This window comes from Streptomyces sp. NPDC006643 (assembly GCF_042870175.1).
Classification (GTDB): Bacteria; Actinomycetota; Actinomycetes; order Streptomycetales; family Streptomycetaceae; genus Streptomyces.
In genome coordinates, this window is record NZ_JBIAHA010000033.1 from 57035 (window position 1) to 82134 (window position 25100).

The window sequence follows — 25100 nt, forward strand, 5'->3', positions numbered from 1 at the left end:
GCTTCCCGCCGACCGAACCACCCACCGGGGAGACATGAGATGAACCGGCCCGAAACCCGAACGACCGCCCCCGGCCTCCTGGTGCTGCACGCCCTGCGCTGCACCGGCGCCACCGGTCCCGCCCGCCTCCAACTGGCCACGGGGCTCGACGAGTTCGACGTCGAGTCCGAGCTGATCGATCTCGGGGCCGCCGGACTCGTCACACGCACACCCGGTCCGATGTCCGGCTGGTGGCTCACGGACGCGGGCCGCGTGGCGGACGCCGAAGGGATCACCGCCGAGCTGGAGTCGGCCGCCGCCCGCGGCGCCGTGACAGCGGCGTACCAGCGCTTTCTCACGCTCAACCCGGAGTTGCTCGACCTCTGCCGGGCCTGGCAACTGCGCCCCGTCGACGGGGTCGTGAGCGCCAACAACCACAGTGACGCCGGCTACGACGCCCGGGTCCTCGAACGGTTCACCGACCTGGACCGCCGCGCCGCCACCGTCTGCGCCGAACTGTCCGCCGCACTGCCCCGATTCGGTCGCTACCGCGTCCGTCTCGCCGGGGCCCTCGAACGGGCGGGCTCCGGCGCGCTGGAGTACGTGACCGACAGCACCGCGTCGTACCACACCGTCTGGGCGGAGCTGCACGAAGACCTGCTCGTCACACTGGGGATACCGCGATGAGATGGATCCGTACGATCTCCGCCGAGACCGGGGAAGGGGCCGACACGATCGGCGGCAAGGCGCGTGGCCTCGTCCTCCTGCACCGTCTCGGGCTACGGGTGCCGGCCGCCTTCGTCGTCACCACCGACGCGTGCCGCGCCTTCCTGAGCGAGGGACGCCTTCCCGACGGACTCCGGGCCGAGTTGGCGACCGCCGTCGCCGGCCTCGAACGCTCCACCGGGCGCGCTTTCGGCGGCTCACGGAAACCGCTGGCCGTGTCCGTACGCTCCGGGGCCAGGGTGTCGATGCCCGGCATGATGAACACGATCCTCAATCTCGGGCTCACGACGGGTGCCACCGCGGGCCTGGCTGTCGAGACGGGCGACGGGGCGTTCGCACGGAATTCGCGGCTGCGTTTCCTGTCGAGCTTCGCCGCAGCGGTCCCGGACGTCGACATGGACACGGACGTGGACGTGGACGTCGACATGGACACGGCCGCGTATGTGAACCCGGCCGTGGGTCTCGTACGGGAACACGGCGGCCGGCCCGTACCGGACGACGCGGCCCGCCAGTTGGAGTGGGCGGTCGAGGCGGTGTTCTCCTCCTGGGACACACCCCGCGCACGCACCTATCGCGCGCTCAACGACATCCCGCACGACCTCGGCACAGCGGTGATCGTCCAGGCGATGGTCTTCGGCAACCGGGACGGGCACAGCGGCACCGGAGTCGCCTTCAGCCGCGATCCGAACACCGGTGAGAAAGTCCCGTACGGCGAAGTCCTCTTCGGGCACCAGGGAGAGGACCTCGTCGCCGGCAGAACGACCTCCCGGCCGCTGCGCGAACTGGCCGAGCGGGAGCCCGCCGTGTGGAGGGAACTGTTCGACGCGCTGGGCCGGATCGAAGGACACCACCGTGACGCCTGCTACGTCGAGTTCACGTTCGACTCCGGCGTGCTGTGGCTCTTGCAGGTCAGGCCCGGCCGGTTCGTCGGCGGGGCCGCCGTCCGCGTAGCCACCGAACTCGTCGACGAACAGGTCATCGGACGTGACGAGGCACTGCTCAGGATCTCGCCGCAGCATCTGCCGCACGTCCGTACGCCGCGCATCGCCGCCTCCGGCGAGGTGGACATCCTCGCCCGGGGGATCGGTGCCTGTCCGGGCGCCGCGGTCGGCAGGGTGGCGACCACGCCGGACGGAGCTGTACGCATGGCCCGGGACTCCCCGGTCATCCTCGTACGCCCGGAGACCTCCCCCGACGACATGCACGGCCTTGCCGCCGCCGCCGGAATCGTCACCGCGCGCGGCGGGCCCGCCAGCCATGCCGCGGTCGTCGCGCGAGCCATGTCGAAGCCGGCGGTCGTGGGCGTCACCGGCCTCACCGTCGACACCGACACCGACACCGACACCGGCACCGGCACCGGCTCGGTGACGGTCGGCGGTCGTACGGTCGGCGAAGGCACCCTCGTCACCATCGACGGAACCAGCGGCGAAGTCGCCCTCGGCAGCCCCCGCGTCGTCACGGACGCGGCCGACGAGCATCTGCGCCGACTGCTCGGCTGGGCCGACGACATCTCGGGCGACCACTCCGAACGCGAGGAGTCCCGGCGGCTCGAAGCGGCCCGTGCCGCTCTGCTCCGCCGCTGATCGACCACCAACCAGTCCCGCGAGGAGACCTCTGATGGCAACACGGCACGTGTACCTGGTACGGCACGGGGCCGCCGACCCGTTCGGCGAACTGACCGACGTCGGGCGGCGGCAGTCGGAACTGGTCGGGCGGCGGCTGGCCGGTCTTCCTGTCGACGTGGTGTGGCACTCGCCGCTCCCGAGGGCGGTGCGGTGCGCGCGCATCGTCGGCGAGCACCTGCCGAAGGCCGCTGTACGGGAGGCGCCCGAGCTGATCGATCACGTACCGCACGTACCGGACGAAGCGCCGCCGGGCTGGGCGCCGTTCTTCGACGGGTACGGCGCCGAGGAGGCCGCCGAGGCGCGACACCGGTCCGACGCGCTGACCGCCAGGTTCGCGCGCCCCGCCGGGACCGAGACCCATGAGGTACTGATCACCCACGCCTATCCGGTGGCCTGGCTGGTCCGCCACGCCCTCGACGCGCCACCGGCGCGCTGGCTGGGTCTCAACTGCGGCAACACGGCGCTCACGGCGATCGAATACCGCGACGGCACGGCGCCGACGGTGCTGCTGTACAACGACATGGGTCACCTGCCGGCCGAACTGCGCTGGACAGGCTTCGCGGCGGGCACCAGACCATGAGATGGCGCCGTCCTGATGTCGACCGTTGATCAGGCGTCAAACCCGCTGCTCTGCCGGGCAGTTGAGGCACCGAACCCTCGTGCGCCGTTTTCCGGACTCCGAGTTCGACACCCGGTTCATGCGGGTAATCTCCTTCATTCATCGCCCATCGGCCACAGAAAACGCCGGGCAGTCCTTGAGGAAATTCCAGCTGAATAAGGATGGCTATGGAGCAAATCTACGATTACGTCATCGTCGGCGGCGGAACGGCCGGCGCGGTGCTGGCGGCCCGGCTGTCGGAGAACTCTGAAGCCCGCGTGGTCCTTCTGGAGGCGGGAGCCGGAGAGGGCCCCGCGATCATGTCGGATGCGAACCCCGAGGCATCGGTCGGCCTCTGGGGATCATCCGTGGACTGGAATTACACGACAACACCTCAGTCAGGCACCGAGAACGCTGTTCATACCTGGCCCAGAGGGCGGGTACTGGGCGGCTCCAGCAGTATCAACGGCATGACTCATCTGCGCGGCCACGCGTCAAGCTTCGACGCCTGGGAGAAGCAGGGTGCCATTGGCTGGAACTATGCGGAATTACTGCCGTTCCTCATGCGCAGCGAGCAGGCCGGAGGCAGGGATCCGCGCTTTCGGGGACAAGCGGGTCCCATGATCATCGAGGAGCCGCCCGCCGCCACTCCTCTCGCGCAGGACCTTCATGACGCGGCGGTCGACGCGGGATTTCCCCGCTGCGAGGACGGCAGTGCCCCCGAGGCGGAAGGGGTGTTCTGGGCCGAGAGGAACGTCGCCGGAGGCCGCAGGCAGAGCGCCGCGGACGCCTATCTGCTTCCGGTGCTCTCACGGCCCAATCTCACCGTCGTCACCGACGCACAGGTGCGGCGCCTCCTCATCGACAACGGCCGGTGCCGGGGTGCCGAGTACGTCCGCAACGGCGAGCCGGGCACCGTCCACGTCGAGCGGGAGGTCGTGCTGAGCGCGGGAAGCATCGGATCCCCGCAGATCCTGATGCTCTCCGGCATCGGCCCCGCCGACCATCTGCGCCGGCTGGGCATCCCGGTTCACACCGCTCTCCCCGGTGTCGGTGCCAACCTGCACGACCATCCCCTCGCCTGGATCACCTACGGAGTGAAGAAGTCCCCCGTACTCGGCCCCTCGCGGCAGGCGATGCTCTTCGCGCGCACCGGTCAGGGCGGGGACCCCGACATCCTGATGAGCTTCACACCCGTGGCGCTGGAACCACGGTGGGCCGGTGCCCAGGAGGGCTTCTCGATCCTCTTCGGCCTCGCGACACCCACCAGTCGGGGCAGTCTGCGCCTGCGCAGCGCGGACCCCGCCGCCTTCCCTCTCATCGACCCGGCCTATCTGACCGAGAGCGAAGACCTGGCCCGTATGGTCGCCGGCCTGCGCATGGCACGGCGGATCGCGCGGGCCGACGCCCTCTCGGCCTGGCGTGACGAGGAGATCCTGCCCGGCCGGGACGTGGTCACCGACGAGGAGTGCGGTGCGTTCGTCCGCCGTACCGCCGGCACCTACTTCCACCCGGTGGGCACCTGCCGTATCGGCACGGACGACGAGGCTGTGGTCGACACAGCCCTGCGCGTCCACGGTGTCGACGGACTGCGGGTCGCCGACGCCTCCGTGATGCCCTCGATCGTCTCGGGCAACACCAACGCGGCTGTGCTGGGCATCGCCGAGCGCGCGGCGCACCTGATCGCAGCCCCCGCCGGCGAATAGTCGGGGCGGCGCGACCGGGCGGGTTCCAGGGGTCATCACCACACACAGATCCCCGGAGCCCGCCCGGCCCCGGCGTCATCGCAGATCGCGACGGAGTTCGTGGGGGAGGGCGAAGGTGATGGTCTCGTCGGCGGTGGTCACCGTGTCGATGTCGTCGTAGCCGCGCTCGGCCAGCCATCGCAGTACGCCGTCGACCAGGACGTCGGGGGCCGAGGCGCCGGAGGTCAGACCCACCGTGGTGACGCCTTCGAGCCAGGCGTCGTCGATCTCGTGGGCGAAGTCGACCAGATGGGCGGCGGGCGCGCCGGCGTCGAGGGCGACCTCGACCATGCGGACGGAGTTGGAGGAGTTCCGCGACCCGACGACGATGACGAGTTCGGCCTCCTCGGCGAGTTTCTTCACCGCGGTCTGGCGGTTCTGCGTGGCGTAGCAGATGTCGTCGCTGGGTGGGGAAGTCAGGCCCGGGAAGCGTGTCTTGAGGGCGTTGACGGTCTCCATGGTCTCGTCGACGGAGAGGGTGGTCTGGGAGAGCCAGACGACTTTGGACTCGTCGCGTACCGAGAGGTTCTCGACGTCGTCGGGGCCGTCGACCACGGTGATGTGGTCGGGGGCCTCCCCGGTGGTGCCGATGACCTCCTCGTGTCCTTCGTGGCCGATCAGGAGGATGTCGTACTCCTCCCGTGCGTACCGGACGGCTTCCTTGTGGACCTTGGTGACCAGCGGGCACGTCGCGTCGATGGTCGCGAGATTGCGCGCGGCGGCTTCGGCGTGGACGGTCGGGGCGACGCCGTGGGCGGACAGGAGGACGATGGCGCCCTCGGGTACCTCGTCGGTGCGCTCGACGAAGACGGCGCCCTTCTCCTGGAGGGTCTGCACGACATGCTTGTTGTGCACGATCTCGTGGCGTACGTAGATGGGTGGCCCGTACTTCTCCAGGGCCTTCTCGACGGCGAGCACGGCGCGGTCCACGCCCGCGCACCAGCCGCGGGGAGAGGCGAGCAGGACGCGGCGGGGGCGCGCGGGCGGTTCGGATGTCGCGGGCGAATTCGTCATGTGGTCCTCGACGTTGGGGTGAAGGACAGGGAGCGCGGTACGGCCCTGAGGCGGACGGGAAGGACGGCGGTGTACGTCACCGATGCGGTCGCGCGGGGTGCGGAGTGGGGCGGGGTCGTCACCTGGGTGCGCTCATGCCTGGCTCTCCTCCGTGGCTTCCGGAGCCAGTTGTTCGCCCAGCCGCATCGCTTCCTCCACGAGGGCGTCGACGATCTTCGACTCCGGGACGGTCTTGACGACCTCGCCCTTGACGAAGATCTGGCCCTTGCCGTTGCCGGAGGCGACACCGAGGTCGGCCTCGCGTGCCTCGCCGGGCCCGTTGACCACGCAGCCCATGACGGCGACGCGCAGCGGGTAGGGGAAACCGTCCAGGGCGGCGGTCACGCGTTCGGTCAGGGCGTAGACGTCGACCTGGGCCCGGCCGCAGGAGGGGCAGGAGACGATCTCCAGCTGGCGGGCGCGCAGTCCCAGCGACTGGAGGATCTGTAGGCCCGTCTTGACCTCTTCGACGGGGGGAGCGGTGAGGGAGACTCGGATCGTGTCGCCGATGCCCTCGTTGAGGAGGATCGCGAAGGCCGTCGCCGACTTGATCGTGCCCTGAGGTGGCGGACCGGCTTCGGTGACCCCGAGGTGCAGCGGATAGTCGCAGGCCGCGGCCAGGTGGCGGTAGGCGGCGACCATGGTCATCGGGTCGTGATGTTTGACCGAGATCTTCAGGTCGGTGAAGCCGTGCTCCTCGAACAGGGAGCACTCCCACAGTGCGGACTCCGTCAGCGCCTCGGGGGTGGCTTTGCCGTACTTGGCCAGAAGCCGCCGGTCGAGACTGCCGGCGTTGACGCCGATACGGATCGGCACCCCGGCCGCGGTGGCGGCCTTCGCGATGTCCGCGACCCTGTCGTCGAAGGCCTTGATGTTGCCGGGGTTGACCCGCACCGCGGCGCAGCCGGCGTCCAGGGCGGCGAAGACGTAGCGGGGCTGGAAATGGATGTCGGCGATGACGGGGATCTTCGACTTCGCGGCGATCGCGGGCAGGGCGTCCGCGTCGTCCTGGGAGGGCACCGCGACGCGCACGATCTCACAGCCGGCCGCGGTCAGTTCGGCGATCTGCTGGAGCGTCGCGTCCACATTCGCGGTGGGGGTGGTGGTCATGGACTGGACGGAGACCGGTGCGCCGCCGCCCACGGGGACGTCGGCGACATGGATCTGCCGACTGTGGCGGCGTGTTGGCGCGGGGGGAACGGTGGGCAGCGTCGGATGGGGCAGGTCGACGGCGGTCATGGGGGTGGGCTCCCGTCAGTGGTGACAGTGTGCCTGAGAGGTAGTCGGACGCGGGGCGCGCGGGATCGCGTACGGGCCCAAGTGGGCGTTGTGGCAGGACAGTTGAGGTGGCTGAAACGGGGTGAGGCGTCTTCAGGCGCCCTCGTTCGGGATGCGTCAGCACCGCATCCGCGGGCGCACCGCGTGCGATCGAGCCAGGTCCGCGCGTCCTTCGCGTGCCGTGTGCCACACCGGCCGGGATCCCGGTGCGGGCATCGCACACCAAGGGCCGCGGCCGAAGCGGCACCAGTCACGGTAGCGGACGGTCCGTACGAGTGAACAGGCGCCGATCGCAACCCTCGTCAAATACCGGATATGCGGCTTCGACGATGCGTCAGCAGTTACGGACGGCATCGGATCCGAGGCCCTGATCAGGCATGTCAAGAACCCTATATCTCGCCACTTTATAGGAGCAATCAGCTACGTCTGACCTAATGGCGACCAAGGGTGACTGTGGGCCGGGAATGTCCGAGCCACCGGGCCATGGTCACGATGCAACTTCTCGTTCACCGGGCCGAGTTGGCGCCGGCGTGACGATGTCCCGGGCCCGTACGGCATGGCTTGTCAAGGGGCCCGAAACGGGCGTCAATCGGTCTTGGAAATGGCGGAAATGGGCGGCGTCCCGCCCGTTCCCGGCGTGCTGGAGTATGCCAACCTATTCAATGCCGCAGCTCCGGCCGCTCTTTTCTGATCACGATCGGCAGAGGGAACGCCCGTTTGTGGGTGGCGATACGGGCCGTCACTCGGCCGCAGAGGCGCATAAGACGCCCTTGTGCCGCGCCGGGGCGTGTCCTAAGGTTTTTTTACCGACGCCTTCGCCCATCCCTTTACCGAGTTGCCCGGAAAATAGGGAAGTGATTCTTTTGGCTGGTGTTGTACATTCTGCGGCCAGGCTCCTCCACGAAGGGGATCGCGAAGAAATGACCGAAATGATAGGCAGGTCGCTATCTCCGGTCGAGGCGCTCCGCTCGACGCCGGACGACGAGGACAGGGTCGCCGACTTCAGAGCCAAGGTGCGGGCCGCGGGGCAGGAGTGGACCGGTGACGAGCCGCACGAGCTGGTCGAGCTGCTGACCAAGGCGGCGGCGGGGGATCCGAGACTGGCCGCCATCGCGCGCGCCGGGGGTCACCTGCTCCAGGACTTCCTCGACGGATACCAGGAGAAAGCCACCGCGGATGTCTCACGTGATCTGGCGAGCGATCTCGCCGACGGTCATCCGCTGCCCCCCGACGTGCTCGAAGGGCTCACTCCTCGATATCTGATCGCCGTGGTGAGGTTCGCCGAGGCCGGCCGCCAGGTGGAAGCCTTACGCGCCGTGGCGGGAGAGGACACGCTGCTCACGCACCGGGACGGGAACATCGTTCTCTTCATCCCGGCAGGCGGTCTCGGCGACGGCGAACCCTCGGTGACGAGACTGACCCAGTGCCTCGGCGGCAGGGGCTGGCTCGCGACGGCGGAACGGGACAGGGGTCGCCTCGTCGACGGGTTCAACGAGGCGTCCTACGTGCTGAGGCTGGTGGTGGCGGGACTGCGCCCGAGCGGTGCCTACACCATCTCGGACGTGCTGGTCGAGTACGCGGTCACGCTGCACGAGAAGGTGCGGACCGACCTGGCGGCGGTGGTCAGACCGCTTCGGGCGCACAAGGTCCTGTGGGAGACGCTGACCGTATTCGTCGACTCCGACTACAGCAGGAACAAGGCGGCCCGCAGCCTGTTCATCCACCGCAGCACACTGGACTACCGGCTGCGGCGGATCGGGGACGTCACCGGCTGCGACCCGACCAGTGGCAGGGGCGCGCAGACGCTCACGGCGGCGATGATCGCCGACGCTCTGCACGGATGACCGGAATCGGCCAACCGATTCGGTCGCGCACCAGCTCTCTCCGTAGCGGAATTCGCATGGAAAGAGCCGACCCGTCCCGTCGACTTCGAGGAGCCGGACGGGTCCGCCGCCCGGTGGCCGGTTTTCATGAGTCCTCGGAGGGTTCTCCGCGAATTGCGGAAAATCGGGGCCGAGCCACGGTGAACCCTGCGCGGGCACCTAGCATTCGTTCTCCCGCACGGAGCAACTCAAGGGCTGAATGGACTGGTTCGAGTGAGTGGATCTAACAGATGGGTTGTGCTCATCGGCTCGTTCGTGGCCTACATGTTCGACGCGCTGGAAATCCTGCTGCTGTCGTACACGTTGCCCGTGATCCGCGCCGATCTTGGACTCACGACGACCGAGGGCGGCCTGCTCGCCACGGCGACGCTGCTCGGGATCGGGGTGAGCAGCGTAACGGTCGGCTGGCTCGCCGATAACTACGGCCGCAAACGGGCGTTGATGGCTTCGCTCGCGGTGTTCGGCGTCTTCACCGCGGCGATCCTGGTGGTCGACAGTTTCACGGTATTCCTGGTGCTGCGTTTCCTGGCGGGTCTGGGACTCGGCGGAGTCTGGGGAGCGGTGTCGACCTATGTGATCGAGACATGGCCGGCGGCGCAACGGGGCCGCGCGGTCGCGTTCGTACTCAGCGCGTTCCCCATCGGCGGAGTGATCGCCGCGTCGCTGTCGGGCGCGTTGCTGCCGGACTGGCGCCTGTTGTTCTTCATCGGCGGAGTCGGCGTGGTGATCCCGCTGGTCATCGTCGGACTGTTCTTCCGCGAGTCGGCCGAGTGGGTGGCGCAGAAGACCACACCGGTGAAGGTCACGGAGATCTTCGCTCCGAAACTGCGCAGGAACACTCTGCTCGCCGCGATCGTGGCAACGCTCGCGATGTTCGGGGCGTGGGGCGCGTCCACCTGGCTGCCGACCTACTTGCAGAGCGACAAGGACATCCCGGCCGCGACGGTCGCGTTGTTCATGACGGTGCTCAACCTCGGTATGTTCATCGGCTACAACGTCTTCGGGCTGATCGCCGACCGGATCGGGCGCAAGAACGCGCTGGTGCTGTCACTGGCCGGTGTGGCGCTGACCCTGCCGCTGTACGTGGTCGCCGCCGACCGTACGACATTGCTGTGGCTGGGGCCGATGTTCGCCTTCTTCGCCGCCTACGCGGGCGTCTTCGGTGTGTACATGGGCGAGTTGTTCCCGACCAGGGTGCGGATGACGGGCGCCGGATTCTGCTACAACATCGGGCGTGGCGTATCGGCGTTCGCTCCGCTCACCCTGGGTGTGCTGGCCGTCAACGCCGGATTCGGCGCCGGACTGCTGGTGTGCGCGGGCTTCATGGCCTGCGCGGCGATCGTCATGACCTTCCTGCCCGACCTGCGCGGCGCGACCCAACTGCCCGCCCCGGCCCCGGCCCCGGCGGCACGCGGCTGACAGCCGGGCCGTCGGCCAGGCCGGAAACCGGTGACGAAGCCGGCGTTCGTCGATCCGTCGAACGCCGGCTTCGCCGTGCGACTCACTTCCGGTCCACCGGATCGTGCTCACCGGTCCGCCACAGATAGCTGCGCATCGAGAGCGACGCGGCGCGCATGGCCGCGCGGATGTCGTCGAGTTCTTCGTCTGCCAGTTCGCCACGCGCCGAGGTGAGCGTGGGCAGCATCAGTCTGGCCGCCTCCAGCAGGCACAGCATCGCGTCCAGCTGTGCGCTGGCCGGCAGTCTGCTCAGGTCGTCGTACAGGATCTCGATCAGGGCGTCCGGTTCCGCCGGCGCCGCGGTACCGGTATCGCGCGCGAGGTTCGCTACGGCCGTTCCTCGGAACTGCTCCACTGCGGACACAAGGCTGAGTCTCCTCCCCGGGTCGGACACGCCGGAACCCGGCGATCTTCATGTCGTGGCTCGTCGGCCCACGCTATTCCCCGGCGCACACCGATACGAACAGGACCGCCAAGATTCCGCATAATTTGGAGGGAATTCCTGGGTGGGCGGAAACTGCCGGACCGGGACGGTGCGACAGTGACAAGTATTGCGGGGTCCACCTAGGATCGCATTCAAGTGCTTCTCGCTCTGTATTTCTCCGGTAACGGTCCCGGTCTGGCCGGCTGTACGGAATGGATGGGTGCCATGGGCATTGATCAGCATGGCTGCGAAGAGTCCCGGTCGGGCGGCGGTCTGGTCCTCAGCTCGGTCCAGGTCAGGATCCTGGAGGGGGTCGCGGCCGGCTCCTCCAGCGGGCGGCTTTCGAGAGAGTTGCACCTCAGCTCGAAGACCATCGACTATCACGTCCGTGTCATGTCCGACAAGCTCCAGGCGCCGAATCGCGTCTCATTAGTTTCGAGGGCGTTCGTCCTTCAGATCCTGCGAACGGATTCATGGCCCCCGCGTATTTCCGATGAGACATTGGATTAATTTTTCACGTCGTCCTCTTTGGGGTTTCTCCTAAAGTCGAGGCGTGCTCCCGCCGTTTCGTTGACACGGTCAGGGTTGTCCTCCAGGATGAAATCCAGTAGCTGCCGCTCAATTTCATGGCGACTCAAGATCCCGGGTCATGAGGGCGACTCTGTATTTCGGACGAGGCGCTGCCAGGCCATTCACCAATGTCGTCGGCATCCGAGCTCTGGAGGAGTGACCGTGTCAAACCTGGATGAACTTTCAAGTTCACCTCAAGCAGCGCTGGAGTCTCAGGATGAGGTAAGAATAGTCGGCCAGTACTACGACGACAAAACGGCTCGGCTTGTCCGCAAATACGGGCCCGGACCCCGGATTCACTATCACGTGGGTCACTACCCTTCCTCCGTGGCGCCGGCGAACACCCACGAGGCGACGCCGGATGCCATTCGGGGCAGCATACGGCTGCATCAGGAGGGTCTGCTGCGGTACGGGGCCAAGATCTGGGGCGCCGAACACCGGCTGTCGGGGAGAATCCTGGACGTCGGCTGCGGTCTCGGCGGCGGCTCGCTCTTCTGGGCACAGGAGTACGGCGCCGACGTCACGGCGGTCACCAACGCGCCGGAACACGCGCCGGTCGTCGAGGGTTTCGCGCGCGAAGGCGGCGTGGGCGGGAAGATCCGGACTCTGGTCTGTGACGCGATGCATCTCCCCGCGGACGGCGGCCCCTACGACGCGGCCGTGGCAATCGAGAGCAGCGGATACTTCAACCGTCCGCAGTGGTTCGAGCGCCTGGCACGCGTACTGCGTCCGGGCGGCAGCGTGTGCATCGAAGAGGTATTCATCACCCGCCCTCACGGGGCCGATGTGTGGGCCGAGTACTTCTACACAAAGCCGGCGACGGTGCTCGACTACGCGAATGCCGCGAAGTCCGCGGGCTTCGAACTGGTCGACGACGTCGACGCCACGGCGGAGACCGCGCCGTTCTGGGAGGAGAGTGCCGCCTGGACGAAGGCGGTACTGGACAGTGACAGCAGCCTCTCACCGGTTGAGCGCAGGCAGCTGAGGATATCCCTGATGGCGAACCAAGCGGTCGGTAACGAATGGAAAGCAGGGGGCCTGCGACTGGGCTTCCTGCGCTTCGAGCTGAAGTGAGCGACGGGCACCGTGGCGGATTCCCGGGGTCCTCGCGACATCTGACGGCTCGTCCGGCCGCCGGTGATCGCCGGTAGACCACGCAGGCGCTCGGCTGGGGTTGCCCAGCCGGGCGCAGCGGGTTTCCGGGCCGCCGCGACGCCCCGTACGGCCGAACCGCCGCCGACTTCCCGCCGACTTCCCGCCACTTTCACAACGACATGGAGTCCCTCATGACGCTCAAGCAGTTTCCCGCTCCCAGCGACGTCGCCGGCATGTACGACGGGATCGGTCAGATCTACGGCTCCGCCTGGGGCCTCAACAAGCACTACGGGTACTGGGAGAACGACGCCGACGAAAGCTCCATCGAGGAAGCCACCGACCGCCTGACCGACATGATGATCTCAGGTATCGCCCCGCAGGCCGGCCAGCGGGTCCTGGACATCGGCTGCGGCATCGGCCATCCCGCGCTGCGGCTCGTCCGCGCCAGTGACGTGGACGTTCTCGGTATCTCCGTCAGCCATGTCCAGGTGGCCGGGGCCAACGAGCTCGCGGAGGCGGCCGGGCTCGCCGACCGGGCCACGTTCCAGTTCACGGACGCGATGGACATGCCCTTCGCCGACGGCTCGTTCGACGCGGCCTGGGCGTTCGAGTCGATGTGGCACATGCCCGACCGGGGCCAGGTGCTCTCCGAGACCGCCCGCGTCCTGCGCCCCGGCGGCCGGCTCGCCATCGCCGATGTCATCGAGCGCGGCCCGGTCAGCCCTGAGGGGCGCGTGGTCCTGGACCACATCTGCGAGAACTACGCGGTGCGCTCCCTGGGCACGGTGGACGAGTACCGGACGGCGCTGGCCGCCAACGGTTTCGTCGACGTGGATATCCAGGACATCAGCGACAACGTCTCCCGTACCCTCTCGGTCATGGCCGACGCCGTGGAGACCGTCTACGACAAACTGGCCGGCCTGGTCGGCGAGGAACAGGCCACCTCGCTCATCGACTTCATGCGGCTGTCCGCGGTCACGCCGGAGAGCGGCTACCTTTTCGCGACCGCGGTGCGCGGCTGACCGAGGGCGTAGTCCCCGGTTCTCGGCCCGGCCCGTCACCGGTCCGGAAACCGGGAACGGCCCGTCAGTCGGACTGACGGGCCGTTCCCGGTTCTCCGGACTGATGGGTCAGTTGAGTTCCGCGGGGGTCAACGTGTCGTCCAGATCCCCCGGCGACCGCCCGGCTCCCGGCCGCCGCACCCGCAGTTCGGTCAACGCCCGGAGCGGGAACACCGGCCGGTGATGCGGCTGCTGCCCCGGTGCCAGCGTCAGATCCGGCATCCTGGTGGCGATGGCCTGTACCGCGATCTCCAGTTCCGCGCGGGCGAATCCGGCTCCGAGGCAGAAGTGGATGCCGTGCCCGAACGCGAGATGGGTGGCGGACCGGTCGCCCGGACTGAACGCGGCCGGACACGCGTGAGCGCGGCTGTCCCGGCCGGCCGCTCCGTACAGCAGAAGCAGCCTGCTCCCGGTGGCCAGGTGGACGTCGCCGACCACCACGTCGCGGACCGCCGTCCGGTACATGCCGGCCAGCGGACTGTCGAACCGCAGCCCCTCCTCGACGAGTTCGCGGGTGCCGATCGTCCCGTCGACGACCTCGGCCCAGCCGCCGGGTGACCGAAGCTGCTGGAAGAGAAGCGTGCCCAGCGCCTCTGCGCAGGTCATGTGCCCCGCGAAGATCAGTGTGGGGACCTGGCCGGACACATCCTCGGCGGTGAGCGTCTGGCCCGCCTTGCCGTCGTGGAGCAGCTCGCTGATCAGGTCGTCCCGCGGTGACGCGAGCCGCTCCTGTACGAGTGAACGGGCGAACGCTCCGAAGTCCATCAGCCCGCGGGCGCATTCACGCAGCCGGTCGGGGTCGGCGTCGCGCTGGAGCATCATCAGTTCGATGCGCTGCTCGGACCAGGTGCGACAGCGGTCGAGGTACTCGTCCGGGACCCCGAGGCGCCGGCAGATCACCTCCAGGGAGTACGGCACGGCGAACGCCGAGATGAAGTCGAACTCCTCGGTGTCCGCGACCCGTTCGACGAGGTCGGCGGCGATCGCGCGGATGGTGGGCTCGAACTCCCTGACCCTGGCCGGCGTGAACCCGATGTTGAGCACTTCCCTGATCCTGGCGTGCTCGGGAGGGTCGAGTGAGCCGACGCCCAGCGTGTCGGCGCCGCGCCAGGTGCGGAACATCCGGCTCACGTCGTCGGGCAGCGCGACCGCGGGACGGGGGTTGTGGTCGCGCGCCGAGAAACTCCGGTCGTCCCGCAGCACGGAGACCATGTCCTCGCGCCGGGTGACGCACCACGCGTCGAGCAAAGGGGCGTAGAACACCGGACCCGTCCCCCCGGTGTCGGCGAGAAATGAATACGGGTCGTCGCGGTGTGCGCCGTACGGGTCGAACGACCTGCCTTCATGCAATTGCCCGGAATCAACTGACATAGCCATTCCGCCTCTCAAGCTCGGGAAGCCTGGTCCGCCGATGGGTGCCCGGCTTTATGGCCGGACTCGAATACGGCCTCGGTGGAGCCCGGCGGCTATCATTCCGCAGGGTAGTCCAATCCAGTCCCCACGCCGTCTTCTTTGGGGTTTTTCCTAAAGTCGACGGATGCCCACCTCCTGTCGTTGACACGACAGGAGAAGGTCGTTCAGGATGGCGATCAGAACGGTCATGGAAATTCTGGTGCGGCGGCCGGGAAGAAATCTACGCGGCACAGTCGGCACAATCATTATCAGTGGTGCAATTCGCGAACCCCATGCGCGTAGGTGCTGACCAGGAATTGGGAAGGCTTGCGACCGGAGGAGAATCTCGATGAGCGCACTCGACACCTCGTCGACCGGGCTCCAAGCATTCCTGTCCCCGAAGTCGGCGCAGTCCACCGCGCAGTCCACGGTATTGCCCGTCATGCGGCAGCAGGTTTCCGCGCTGGAGCCGACCCTGGCCCGGATCTGCTCCTACCACCTCGGTTTCGTCGACGAACACGGTGAACCCGGCGCGGGAGGCGGCAAGCTGACCCGCGCCGCCCTCATGACGGCGGCGGCCGAGGGAGTCGGCCTGCGGCCGGAGGACGTCCGGTACCAGGCGGCGGCACTGGAGTTGCTGCACAACTCCACTCTGATCCACGACGACATCATCGACGCGGACGAGCTGCGCCGCGGCCGTCCCGCCGCGTGGAAGGTGTTCGGCGCCAGTCTGGCCATCCTGGCCGGGGACGCGTTGCAGGCCCTCGCGCTACAGCTGGTCGTCGACGACCCCGGCCCCGGCCGGGCGGAGATCTCCAGCGCGTTCGCCGAAGCCCTCCGGCTGGTTCTCGCGGGCCAGTCCCGCGAGTTCACCGTCCGGCTGGGCGCGGGCGCCGGCCTCGCGGAGTACGACCGCATCGTGGCGGAGAAGACGTCCGCGCTGCTGGAGTGCGCACTGGTGACGCCCGCGCTGCGGGCGGGCAGACCGGAGTCCGTCCTGGCCGACCTGCGCGGCGCGGGCAGACATCTGGGCCTCGCCTTCCAGATCCTCAACGACGTCGAGGACATCTGGGGCGATCCCGCGGTGACCGGCAAACCCGTCCGGGGCGACATCAAGCGCCGCAACCCCTCTCTTCCGGTGCTGGCGGCACTGTCCGTCGAGGGCCCGGCCGGTGAGCGACTGCTCGAGCTGTGGCACGCCGACGGCGTCACGGCGACGCACTTGCAGGAGCTGGCCGACCTCACCGAGGAGGCCGGCGGCCGGCACACCGCCGAGCAGCTGTCCCGCGGCCATCTCGAATCGGCCCTGGAGCACCTCGGACGGGCCGAGTTGTCCCCGGCCGCGTCCGCCGAACTGACCGCCTTGTTCGACCGCATCGTCAATCGCACGGCACCGAACCTCGATTCCGGCGGAGGCCGTCAGTGAGTACCCCAGCTCAACTGCCTTTCGAGCAGACGAATGTGCTGCGACTCGCGCCAGGGCTGCGCGCGCTCCAGTCCGAGGGCGCGATCCACCGGGTCCGTACCGCCGAGGGCGACGAGGCGTGGCTGGTCACCGGTCACGCCTGGGTGAGGCAATTGCTCGACGACGACCGGCTCGGCCGCTCCCATCCCGATCCGGAGGCCGCCGCGAAGGACAGCGGGTCGGCGCTTCTCGCCGGGCTGCTGGGCAGCTTCGCCACCGACCACGCCCGGTTGCGCGCGCTGCTGGAGCCGCACTTCTCACCCGAGCGGATGCTGGCGCTGCGCCCCTACGTCGAGAAGGTGACCGGGCAGCTCCTGGACGGACTGGCCGGGCAGCGGCCACCCGTGGACCTGCGCGAGGCGTTGGCGCTGTCGCTGCCGATCCAGGTGATGTGCGAGTGGTTGGGCGTGCCCCAGGAGGACAAGGACCGCTTCGGCGGCTGGACCCAGGACGCCGCCAACGTCGGGGATCCGGTCAGGTCCAAGCAGGGGCTGGGCGAGTTGTTCGGCTATTGCAGACAACTCGTCGCCGACAAACGGCAGAACCCGGGCGACGACGTGATCTCCAGGATCTGCGCGACCGAGGGGATCACCGACAACGAGGTCATCGGGCTGACGGCGTTGCTGCTGTTCGGTGGTTACGAGACCACGGTGGCCCGCATCGGCACCTGTGTGCTGCTGTTGCTGGCCAACCCCGAGCAGTGGCAGGCGTTGCGGCGCGACCCGAGCCTCGTCCCCGGCGCGGTCGAGGAAACCCTGCGGATGTCGATGCCGAACCCGCACAACGGCGGCATGCCCCGCTACGCGCTCACGGACTTCGAGATCGACGGGGTCACCGTCCGGACCGGCGACTTCGTGCTGCTGAACATCATCGCGGCCAACCACGACGAGACGACCTTCGCCGACGCCGGCCGGGTCGACATCACGCGCGACACCACCGGCAGTCTCATGTTCGGGCACGGCGCGTACTACTGCGTCGGCGCGATGCTCGCCCGGACGCAGTTGCAGGTGGTGCTCACCCAGCTCGTCGCACGATTCCCGTCCCTGCGACTGGCCGTCGGTGTGGAGGAGCTGGGACTGCGCCACCACACGCTCGTCGGCGGGTTGATCCAACTTCCGGTGACCTGGTGATTGGATCCTGATGCTGTACAAGATATCCACAGACGTCGTCACGAAGAGCCCGGACTCGGTCCGCGCCTACCTCCTGTTGATGCGACTGGACAGGCCCACGGGGTACGTGCTCTACCTGCTTCCGGGGCTGTGGGCCGTCGTCCTCGCCTCCGGACAACGACCGGACCTGTTGGCGGTGGTCGTCGTCGCCGTCGCCGCGGTGCTGGTGCGCGGCGCGGCCTGCGCCGTCAACGACGTGGTCGACAAGGACATCGACGCCCGGGTCGCCCGCACCGTGTCGCGCCCTGTCGCGGCGGGCACGATCAGCGTCAGGAACGCCCTGCTGTTCGCCGCGGCCCAGGGCGCGGTCGCACTGCTGGTCCTGGCGGTGGCGAACGTGGAGACGGCGCTGGTCGCCGCCGCCTCGTACCCGCTGATCGTCGCGTACCCGTACATGAAGCGCGTCTTCTTCTGGCCCTCGGCGTTCCTGGCGCTGGTCATGAGCGTCTATGTGCCGATCGGCTGGACGGCGGCGACCGGGAGCGTCGACTACCCGCTCGCGGTGTACGGGCTGTACGCGGGCGGGGCCTTCTGGACCCTGATTCACGACGCGATCTACTCCCATCAGGACAAGGAGTACGACCGGAAGATCGGCGTCAAGTCCTCCGCCCTGCTGTTCGGCAAGGCCACCAAGGCGTGGCTTGCGGTCTTCATCCTGCTCAGCGTCGGCGGTGTGCTGTGGGCCGGTTCCCAGATGTCGATGGGGTGGGCGTTCTACCCGGTCGTCGTCCTCGCGGGAGCCTTCCTCTCCACCCTGCTCGTACGTGTGGACCTGGACGATCCGAAAGCGTGCTGGGACGCCTTCGTCGCCAACCCCTACTTCGGCTGGATCACTCTCGCGGCCGTGGTCGCCGGGAAGTTCACATGAGGGATGAGCTACGCGTGACAGATTCGATGTGGCAGGGGAGCGGCGTCGACCTGGACGCCTATCTGACCCGGGTGGGCCACCAGGGCGACGTGGCGCCGGACCTCGCCACGCTGCGGAGCCTGCACACCGCCCACGTCGACGCGATCGCCTTCGACAACCTCGACGCGCTGCTCGGCCGCACGTCGGTGCCGCTGGACCTGGACAGCGTCCAGGAGAAGATCGTGCGGCAGGGCCGCGGCGGCTGGTGCCTGGAGCAGGTCGTACTGATGGCGGCCGTGCTGGACCGCATCGGGTTCACGTTCACGGCGTTCGCCGGCCGGACACGGATCCGCACCGGGAACAAGTTCGGACCGGCCCTGCACGTGGCCCTGTGCGTGGAACTCGACGGCCAACGCTGGCTCCACGACGTGAGTTTCGGTGCCTACGGGCTGCACGAGCCGATACGACTCGCGGAGAACGCGCGCCTCGACGGCGACTGGCCGTTCGATCTCGTGCGGGAGCCGACCGGCGAACACGTACTGCGGTTCCTGCGGCCGGAGGGACCGGCGGAGCTGTACGGCTTCACCACGGACGTGCGCCTTCCCTCGGACTTCGAGCTCCTCAACCACTTCTGCCTCACGCATCCGCGCTCGCCGTTCAACCACCGGATCGTCCTCCAGCGCACACAGCCCGACGTGAGGCACATCCTCGTCGGCTCCACGCTCACGGAGATACGGCCCGCGGAGCCGCCGACCGTCCGGGAACTCGATGTGGACGAAGTGCTCTCCGCCTCCCGGCAGATCTTCGGGATCACCTTGGAACCGGGCGACGTCCAGGCGCTCCGGAAAACCCTGGACGGTCCATGATGCGTACCTTGCTGCTGGACAACTACGACTCGTACACCTTCAACCTGTACCAGTTGATCGCCGGCATCAACGGCCGGCAGCCCGTCGTCATGGTCAACGACGATCCGACGCTGTCCGGCCTGCGGCTGGAGGACTTCGACAACATCGTGGTCTCACCCGGCCCCGGCCGGCCGCAGAACCCCCGCGACGTCGGCCTCCTCGGCGACCTGCTGCGCCGCACCACACTGCCCGTGCTGGGCGTCTGCTTCGGCCATCAGATGATCGCGCACCTGGCCGGGGCGTCGGTGGTGGCCGCGCCCGAGCCGAAACACGGGCACCTCGCCAAGGTCTCCCACGACGGCGATCCGCTGTTCGCCGGAGTTCCACGCGAGTTCGTCGCGGTTCGCTACCACTCGCTGTGCGTACGGGAGCCCCTGCCCGAGCAACTCGTCGGCACCGCGTGGGCGGACGACGGTGTGCTCATGGCGCTGCGTCACCGCGAACTGCCGCAGTGGGGCGTGCAGTTCCACCCCGAGTCGGTCGCTTCCCAGTACGGGCACGAGATCCTGCGGAACTTCGCCGAACTGACCCAGCCGGCGCGGCACCGGCAACGGCCCTCCGTCACCCTCACCCCGTCGTCCGACACCACGCCGGACCCGGTCGAGGAACTGGGGGTCATCAGCACGGTCGTGCCGACCGCCGCCGACTCCGAGGCCATCTTCCTCGAACTCTTCGACAACGTCCCGTACTGCTTCTGGCTGGACAGCAGCCGGGTGGAGGAAGGACTGTCCCGGTTCTCCTTCCTCGGCGACACATCAGGTCCGCTGAGCGAGATCCTGACCTACCGCACCGGCGGCGGGACGGTCGAGGTGCGCGACGCCAACGGGGTCCACACCGTCACCGGCAGCGTGCTCGACGTACTCGACCAGCGGCTGCGCGAACGGCGCGTCCCCGACTCGGACCTGCCCTTCGATCTGACCGGCGGCTACGTCGGCTACTTCGGCTACGAACTCAAGGCCGAATGCGGCGCCACGGCCAACCACACCGCCGAAACACCGGACGCCGTCTGGATGTTCGCCGATCGCGTCATCGCGGTCGACCACCAGGAAGGACGGATTCACCTGGTGGCCGTCCACGACGGCAAGACCCGGCGCGACGCGCGCGAGTGGGTGGAACGGACGTCCGCACTCCTGAAGGGACTGAGCCCCGCCGAGGCCGAGCCGACGCGCGAAGCCGCCGGTCCGCCCCCGAACGCCGAGGAGTTCCTCGGCCGCGGCCGGAGCCAGTATCTGGCGGACATCGAGGAGTGCGGACGGCAGCTGAACCAGGGCGAGAGCTACGAGATCTGTCTGACCAACAACCTGCACATGCCGTTCCACGACGACGACACGTCCTTCTACCTCAGGCTGCGCCGGGCGAACCCGGCACCGTACGCCGCGCTCCTGCGCCTCGGCGACGTCACGGTCTTCAGCTCATCGCCGGAGCGGTTCCTGCGTATCGAGAGAGACCGGGGCGTCACCAGCAAGCCGATCAAGGGCACGGCCCCTCGCGACGCCGACCCGGTACGCGACGCCGAACTGGCCGCCACCCTCGCATCGAGCGCCAAGACCCAGGCCGAGAACCTGATGATCGTCGACCTGCTGCGCAACGACCTGGGCCGGGTGTGCGAGGTGGGCAGCATCGACGTCGACCCGTACCTGGCCGTCGAGAGCTACGAGACCGTGCACCAACTGGTCTCCACCGTCCATGGGCGCCTCGGCGACGGGGTCAGCGCGGTGGACTGCGTCCGCCAGTGCTTCCCGGGCGGGTCGATGACCGGGGCGCCGAAGCTGCGCACCATGGAGATCATCGACCGCCTGGAGACGGAGGCCCGGGGTGTCTACTCCGGCACCCTCGGCTACTTCGGCCTGTCCGGCGGCACGGACCTCAACATCGTGATCCGCACCGCGGTCCGTGTCGGCGACCGGTTGACCATCGGAGCCGGCGGGGCGATCGTGCTCGACTCCGACCCGCAGGAGGAGTACGAGGAGATGCTGCTCAAGGCGGCGGCGTCGCTCCGCGCCTGGCGTGCGCCGGCGGTGTCGGACCTGGGCGGCTCCCGACAATGGAGGTTTCCCGATGACCGCGGCACGTGAAGTGCCCGAGTACGAGCGCGACTTGCTGGTGCAGTTGACGCTCCGCTGGGGAAAACGAGTGGCCGTCAAGAAGGACGAGCTGGACCTCGACGGTCACTTCGACGCGGGCCTGCCGGACTTCCCCGAACACCTCGTCCCGGTGCTGGGCCTGCCGGGTGCCGACCGGCTCGACCGGGACGCCCGCGAGCGCGTCCTGTCCGCGTCGTGGATCGCGTACAACGCCAAGACCGCGGCCATCGAGGACGAGATCATCCTGCCGGCCTGCCGGTTGATGCTCCAGGACCGGATCCCCGTCCGCCGCGACGACGTCGCCGTCGACGCGCTGCACCAGACGATCATCGACGAGCACTATCACATCCTGATGTGCCACAACGCCGTCGGTGTCACCCGCAGGCGGCGCGATCTGGCGGACCTGCGGTTCGCGCCGGACGTCTGGTCGGTCGTCCGGGGACGGGACGCGGTACGCGCCGGGCTGTCCGGGTTCGACCGCGACATCGTCGACATCGCGTTCTCCCTGGCGGCCGAGACCACGATCAGCGGATTCCTCTCCGCACTCGCCACCGCCCAGGAGATCCAGCCGATGAACCGGATCACCACCGATCTGCACCGGCGGGACGAGAGCGGACACGCGGTGGTGTTCCGTGAGTTGTGCGGCTCGCTCTACCGGAATCTGGACGGCGCACAGCAGTCGGCGTTCCGCGAGGCACTCGTCACCGGGCTGACCGCGTTCCGCTCCGCGGACCTGGACTCCTGGGTGACCGTGGCGGCCCAGGGCGGCTTCGAGATCGACACCGGTCAGCTGAGCGAGTGGGCCGCGTCCCGTCCCGTGCCCGCACGGGACACCGGACCGCTGCAACTGCTGCTCGACGATCTGGGCATCAGACACGACCTGGTCGAGATGGTCCGTCGCTGATGGCCACGCGCGGTTGAGCCATGAGAAGCGGACGGAGATCATGTTGAGCCTCACCGGCGAAGCCGCCGCGCGCTGGCGGACGCTCGTCGCCCACCAGCGGCCGGAGTGGCCGAGCCCGGCCGGGCTGGGCGACGTGGTGGATCAGCTGACGGCCCTGCCTCCGTTGGTCACGCCGCAGGAGTGCGACACGCTCACCGCACGGATCGCCGAGGCGGCACAGGGCGAGGCGTTCCTGTTGCAGGGCGGCGACTGCGCCGAGCGTTTCGACCGTCTCTCGACACCGGCGATTCACGGCAAACTCCGCCTGCTGCGGCAGATGGCCGTGATCCTCGGCCACGCGTCGGCGGTGCCGGTGGTCACGGTGGGCCGGATGGCCGGGCAGTACGCGAAGCCCCGGTCCCGGCCGACCGAGACCGTCGACGGGCGCACGCTCCCGGTCTACCGGGGCGACGCGGTGAACGGCATGGGCTTCAGCCAGGCCGAACGACGGCCGGACCCGGCGCGGCTGCTCCGGATGTACGACGCTTCGCGCTACACCCTGGACGTCATGCGCGCCAGCGCCCGTGGCGGCACCGACCCGCGCCAACTGCACAAGGAGAACCAGGACTTCGTCTCCCGCTCGCCCGCCGGCGCACGCTACGGCGAACTCGCCGGTCGGATCGGCCGGGCACTGTCGAACCAGGACGCGCGCGGCGGCGATCCGTCACGCACCGCGGAGTTGTTCGCCGGCCACGAGGGGCTGCTGCTCGACTACGAGGCCGCGCTGACCCGCCGCGACCCGCGTTCCGGCCGCGGGTACGCGGGCAGCGGCCATCTGCTGTGGATCGGCGACCGCACCAGACAGCTCGACGGCGCCCATGTCGCCTATTTCGCGACCATCGACAACCCGATCGCGGTGAAGCTGGGCCCCGCCACCACGCCCGAGCAGGCGCTGGCCCTGATCGACCGCCTCGACCCCGACCGGCGGCCGGGCCGGCTGACGTTCATCGTGCGCATGGGGGCGCGACTCGTACGGCACCTGCTGCCGGAGCTGGTGGAGAAGGTCACCGCTTCCGGCGCACCGGTGGTGTGGGTGTGCGATCCCATGCACGGCAACACCTTCGAGGCGCCCGGCGGGCACAAGACCAGACGGTTCGACGACATCCTCGCCGAGGTCGCCGGGTTCTTCGAGGTGCACCGGGCGCTCGGCACCCATGCCGGCGGACTGCATGTGGAGCTGACCGGCGAGGACGTGACCGAGTGCGTCGGCGGCGGCGCCGAACTGGGCTTCGACGACCTGCACCGCAGATACGAGTCGGCGTGCGACCCGCGCCTCAACGGAGGCCAGGCGCTCGACCTGGCCTTCCTGGTCGCCGAGATGTTCCACCCAGGAGACCCAGGAGCCCCAGGAGACCCCGGCGATCCCGGAGACCCAGAAGTTTCAGCAGAGGCCGGCGTCGTGGCGCCGGACACAGCGGTGAACGCCGCCGCCCCGGGCGCCGGCCACGGCAACTCTCCCGCCTCGTCCGGCGCGTGAACCGACAACATTTCGAGGATGTGCCCATGCACCAGGACTCCACCCCGCTGGAACTCGACGACGCGTTCGTGCAGGACCCCTACTCGGTGTACGCGAAGCTCAGCGCCGAGGGCTCGGTGCACCGGGTGAGGATGCCTCCCGGAGTCCCCGTGTGCGGCGGACTGCCGGTCTGGCTCATCATCGGATACGACGCGGTGCGCTCCGCCCTGGCGGATCCCCGGCTGAGCACCGACCTGAACAGGATGGACGGGCTGTTCGCGCAGAACGAGCCGGACAGCAACCGGCGTGCCGGTTTCTCCGCGGCCATATCCAGCCACATGCTCAACGCCGACCCGCCGGACCACACCAGGATGCGCAAGCTCGTGAGCAAGGCGTTCACCAGCCGCGCCGTCGAAGTGCTGCGGCCGGAGATCGTGCGGATCACCGGCGGGCTGATCGACGGCCTCTCGGACGACGACACCGTGGACCTGCTGGACGCCTTCGCGTTTCCGCTGCCGATCCGGGTGATCTGTCTGCTGCTCGGTGTGCCGATCGAGGAGCAGGAGAACTTCAAGTCCTGGTCCAAGGCCCTTGTCTCCGGCGACTCACCCGAAGCAGCCGCCACCGCCACGACCGAGGTGGTCGAATACCTCGGCGAACTCATCGAGCGCAAACGCCGCGTGCCCACCGACGACGTGCTCTCCGCCCTGGTCTCGGCACACGACGTCGACCACCAGCTGACCGGGATCGAACTGGTCTCGACGGCCTATCTGCTGTTCATCGCCGGTTTCGAGACCACGCTCAACGCCCTGGGCAACGGCACGCTCCATCTGCTGCGGAATCCGGACCAGTGGGAGGCGCTGCGCGACGACCGTTCCCTCCTCCCCGGCGCGGTCGAGGAGTTCCTGCGGCTGGAGAGTCCGCTGAAGCACGCCTCCTTCCGGTGCGCGACGGAGTCCCTGACCGTGGACGGGGTCGAGATTCCGGCCGGCGACTTCGTGCTGCTGTCGATCGCCTCCGCCAATCGCGATCCGAAGCGCTTCGACGACCCCCATGCGCTGGACGTCCGCAGGCCCGCCGAAGGCGGCCATCTGGCCTTCGGACACGGCATCCACCACTGCCTCGGGGCGCCGCTGGCCAGGGTGGAGTTGCCGGTGGCGTTCGGCGCGCTGCTCGACGCGTTCCCCACCATGAGGCTCGCGGCCGACCCGGAGGACCTTCGGTGGCGTACCAGCACGATCATCCGCGGGCTCCACTCACTGCCGGTACGGCTGAATCACTCCTATGGGGTGTCTGACGTCTCCTGACCGCCTGCGCATGACACGTGCTCGATTCCAGGCCGCC

21 protein-coding genes are annotated in these 25100 nt (G+C 68.7%); 17 read left to right on the forward strand and 4 right to left on the reverse strand.

The features are described from left to right. Nucleotides 1-39: 39 nt before the first annotated feature. The 4 genes from ACFYNU_RS34515 (at nucleotide 40) to ACFYNU_RS34530 (ending at nucleotide 4634) form a co-directional block, all read left to right on the forward strand. Nucleotides 40-666 carry a transcriptional regulator gene (locus tag ACFYNU_RS34515; RefSeq protein WP_356596203.1) on the forward strand — a complete coding sequence of 209 codons (627 nt, stop codon included), beginning with the start codon at nucleotides 40-42 and terminating at the stop codon, nucleotides 664-666. Then, nucleotides 663-2288 carry a pyruvate, phosphate dikinase gene (locus ACFYNU_RS34520; RefSeq protein WP_356596205.1) on the forward strand — a complete coding sequence of 542 codons (1626 nt, stop codon included), beginning with the start codon at nucleotides 663-665 and terminating at the stop codon, nucleotides 2286-2288. Before ACFYNU_RS34515 ends, ACFYNU_RS34520 begins: the two co-directional genes overlap by 4 nt. A 34-nt stretch (nucleotides 2289-2322) precedes the next feature. Further along, nucleotides 2323-2910, forward strand: coding sequence for a histidine phosphatase family protein (locus ACFYNU_RS34525; protein WP_356596207.1), 588 nt, complete (start codon nucleotides 2323-2325; stop codon nucleotides 2908-2910). A gap of 206 nt (nucleotides 2911-3116) precedes the next feature. Then, nucleotides 3117-4634 carry a GMC family oxidoreductase N-terminal domain-containing protein gene (locus ACFYNU_RS34530; protein ID WP_356596209.1) on the forward strand — a complete coding sequence of 506 codons (1518 nt, stop codon included), beginning with the start codon at nucleotides 3117-3119 and terminating at the stop codon, nucleotides 4632-4634. A gap of 75 nt (nucleotides 4635-4709) precedes the next feature. On the opposite strand, the gene ACFYNU_RS34535 is transcribed toward ACFYNU_RS34530, so the two are convergent. After that, on the reverse strand, nucleotides 4710-5687 hold the full coding sequence (locus ACFYNU_RS34535; RefSeq protein ID WP_356596211.1) for a 4-hydroxy-3-methylbut-2-enyl diphosphate reductase: 978 nt from the start codon (nucleotides 5685-5687) through the stop codon (nucleotides 4710-4712). A 132-nt stretch (nucleotides 5688-5819) separates the two neighbouring features. Continuing rightward, nucleotides 5820-6965 (reverse strand): flavodoxin-dependent (E)-4-hydroxy-3-methylbut-2-enyl-diphosphate synthase, encoded by a 1146-nt coding sequence (ispG, locus tag ACFYNU_RS34540; protein WP_356596213.1) that lies wholly within the window; start codon nucleotides 6963-6965, stop codon nucleotides 5820-5822. A gap of 959 nt (nucleotides 6966-7924) precedes the next feature. Here ispG and ACFYNU_RS34545 point away from each other — a divergent pair. Further along, nucleotides 7925-8848, forward strand: a complete 924-nt coding sequence (locus ACFYNU_RS34545) for a helix-turn-helix domain-containing protein (protein WP_356596215.1) — start codon at nucleotides 7925-7927, stop codon at nucleotides 8846-8848. A gap of 252 nt (nucleotides 8849-9100) precedes the next feature. Then, nucleotides 9101-10306 (forward strand): MFS transporter, encoded by a 1206-nt coding sequence (locus ACFYNU_RS34550; protein ID WP_388768357.1) that lies wholly within the window; start codon nucleotides 9101-9103, stop codon nucleotides 10304-10306. 82 nt (nucleotides 10307-10388) lie between these two features. Here the strand turns inward: ACFYNU_RS34550 and ACFYNU_RS34555 are convergent, their stop codons facing one another. Further along, nucleotides 10389-10709, reverse strand: coding sequence for a hypothetical protein (locus tag ACFYNU_RS34555; RefSeq protein ID WP_356596219.1), 321 nt, complete (start codon nucleotides 10707-10709; stop codon nucleotides 10389-10391). Nucleotides 10710-10994: 285 nt separating this feature from the next. Here ACFYNU_RS34555 and ACFYNU_RS34560 point away from each other — a divergent pair, with 285 nt between their 5' ends. From ACFYNU_RS34560 to ACFYNU_RS34570, 3 genes are all read left to right on the forward strand, one after another. Continuing rightward, a complete protein-coding gene (locus ACFYNU_RS34560; RefSeq protein ID WP_356596255.1) occupies nucleotides 10995-11279 on the forward strand; it encodes a LuxR C-terminal-related transcriptional regulator in 285 nt (94 codons plus the stop codon). Nucleotides 11280-11501: 222 nt separating this feature from the next. Continuing rightward, entirely contained in the window at nucleotides 11502-12413 is a 912-nt protein-coding gene (locus ACFYNU_RS34565; protein WP_356596221.1) for a methyltransferase domain-containing protein, read from the forward strand. A gap of 212 nt (nucleotides 12414-12625) precedes the next feature. Next, nucleotides 12626-13456 carry a methyltransferase domain-containing protein gene (locus ACFYNU_RS34570; RefSeq protein ID WP_356596223.1) on the forward strand — a complete coding sequence of 277 codons (831 nt, stop codon included), beginning with the start codon at nucleotides 12626-12628 and terminating at the stop codon, nucleotides 13454-13456. A 108-nt stretch (nucleotides 13457-13564) separates the two neighbouring features. Here the strand turns inward: ACFYNU_RS34570 and ACFYNU_RS34575 are convergent, their stop codons facing one another. Beyond that, nucleotides 13565-14866: a cytochrome P450 gene (locus ACFYNU_RS34575; RefSeq protein ID WP_388768360.1), complete on the reverse strand. Its 1302-nt coding sequence runs from the start codon at nucleotides 14864-14866 to the stop codon at nucleotides 13565-13567. A 370-nt stretch (nucleotides 14867-15236) separates the two neighbouring features. Between ACFYNU_RS34575 and ACFYNU_RS34580 the strand changes: the two genes are divergently transcribed. The 8 genes from ACFYNU_RS34580 to ACFYNU_RS34615 are packed head-to-tail and all read left to right on the forward strand — an operon-like array spanning nucleotide 15237 to nucleotide 25063. Beyond that, nucleotides 15237-16313 carry a polyprenyl synthetase family protein gene (locus ACFYNU_RS34580; protein ID WP_356596227.1) on the forward strand — a complete coding sequence of 359 codons (1077 nt, stop codon included), beginning with the start codon at nucleotides 15237-15239 and terminating at the stop codon, nucleotides 16311-16313. Further along, entirely contained in the window at nucleotides 16310-17482 is a 1173-nt protein-coding gene (locus ACFYNU_RS34585) for a cytochrome P450 (RefSeq protein ID WP_356596229.1), read from the forward strand. Before ACFYNU_RS34580 ends, ACFYNU_RS34585 begins: the two co-directional genes overlap by 4 nt. Nucleotides 17483-17492: 10 nt before the next feature. After that, the gene (locus ACFYNU_RS34590) at nucleotides 17493-18389 is read left to right on the forward strand and encodes a 4-hydroxybenzoate octaprenyltransferase (protein WP_356596231.1); all 897 of its coding nucleotides are present in this window, start codon (nucleotides 17493-17495) and stop codon (nucleotides 18387-18389) included. A 14-nt stretch (nucleotides 18390-18403) separates the two neighbouring features. After that, nucleotides 18404-19234, forward strand: coding sequence for an arylamine N-acetyltransferase (locus tag ACFYNU_RS34595; protein WP_356596233.1), 831 nt, complete (start codon nucleotides 18404-18406; stop codon nucleotides 19232-19234). Next, nucleotides 19234-21348 (forward strand): aminodeoxychorismate synthase component I, encoded by a 2115-nt coding sequence (gene pabB, locus ACFYNU_RS34600; RefSeq protein ID WP_356596257.1) that lies wholly within the window; start codon nucleotides 19234-19236, stop codon nucleotides 21346-21348. Before ACFYNU_RS34595 ends, pabB begins: the two co-directional genes overlap by 1 nt. After that, a complete protein-coding gene (locus ACFYNU_RS34605) occupies nucleotides 21332-22261 on the forward strand; it encodes a diiron oxygenase (protein WP_356596235.1) in 930 nt (309 codons plus the stop codon). The genes pabB and ACFYNU_RS34605 overlap by 17 nt, the downstream gene beginning before the upstream one ends. 40 nt (nucleotides 22262-22301) lie before the next feature. Beyond that, nucleotides 22302-23777 (forward strand): 3-deoxy-7-phosphoheptulonate synthase class II, encoded by a 1476-nt coding sequence (locus ACFYNU_RS34610; RefSeq protein ID WP_356596237.1) that lies wholly within the window; start codon nucleotides 22302-22304, stop codon nucleotides 23775-23777. A gap of 26 nt (nucleotides 23778-23803) precedes the next feature. After that, nucleotides 23804-25063 carry a cytochrome P450 gene (locus ACFYNU_RS34615; RefSeq protein WP_356596239.1) on the forward strand — a complete coding sequence of 420 codons (1260 nt, stop codon included), beginning with the start codon at nucleotides 23804-23806 and terminating at the stop codon, nucleotides 25061-25063. The last annotated feature ends 37 nt before the right edge of the window (nucleotides 25064-25100 follow it).

Coding starts and splice junctions, on each gene's coding strand:
- ACFYNU_RS34515 (WP_356596203.1), top strand. CDS start 40: ATGAACCGGCCCGAAACCCGAACGACCGCCCCCGGCCTCCTGGTGCTG.
- ACFYNU_RS34520 (WP_356596205.1), top strand. CDS start 663: ATGAGATGGATCCGTACGATCTCCGCCGAGACCGGGGAAGGGGCCGAC.
- ACFYNU_RS34525 (WP_356596207.1), top strand. CDS start 2,323: ATGGCAACACGGCACGTGTACCTGGTACGGCACGGGGCCGCCGACCCG.
- ACFYNU_RS34530 (WP_356596209.1), top strand. CDS start 3,117: ATGGAGCAAATCTACGATTACGTCATCGTCGGCGGCGGAACGGCCGGC.
- ACFYNU_RS34535 (WP_356596211.1), bottom strand. CDS start 5,687: ATGACGAATTCGCCCGCGACATCCGAACCGCCCGCGCGCCCCCGCCGC.
- ispG (WP_356596213.1), bottom strand. CDS start 6,965: ATGACCGCCGTCGACCTGCCCCATCCGACGCTGCCCACCGTTCCCCCC.
- ACFYNU_RS34545 (WP_356596215.1), top strand. CDS start 7,925: ATGACCGAAATGATAGGCAGGTCGCTATCTCCGGTCGAGGCGCTCCGC.
- ACFYNU_RS34560 (WP_356596255.1), top strand. CDS start 10,995: ATGGGCATTGATCAGCATGGCTGCGAAGAGTCCCGGTCGGGCGGCGGT.
- ACFYNU_RS34570 (WP_356596223.1), top strand. CDS start 12,626: ATGACGCTCAAGCAGTTTCCCGCTCCCAGCGACGTCGCCGGCATGTAC.
- ACFYNU_RS34575 (WP_388768360.1), bottom strand. CDS start 14,866: ATGTCAGTTGATTCCGGGCAATTGCATGAAGGCAGGTCGTTCGACCCG.
- ACFYNU_RS34580 (WP_356596227.1), top strand. CDS start 15,237: ATGAGCGCACTCGACACCTCGTCGACCGGGCTCCAAGCATTCCTGTCC.
- ACFYNU_RS34590 (WP_356596231.1), top strand. CDS start 17,493: ATGCTGTACAAGATATCCACAGACGTCGTCACGAAGAGCCCGGACTCG.
- pabB (WP_356596257.1), top strand. CDS start 19,234: ATGCGTACCTTGCTGCTGGACAACTACGACTCGTACACCTTCAACCTG.
- ACFYNU_RS34605 (WP_356596235.1), top strand. CDS start 21,332: ATGACCGCGGCACGTGAAGTGCCCGAGTACGAGCGCGACTTGCTGGTG.
- ACFYNU_RS34610 (WP_356596237.1), top strand. CDS start 22,302: ATGTTGAGCCTCACCGGCGAAGCCGCCGCGCGCTGGCGGACGCTCGTC.
- ACFYNU_RS34615 (WP_356596239.1), top strand. CDS start 23,804: ATGCACCAGGACTCCACCCCGCTGGAACTCGACGACGCGTTCGTGCAG.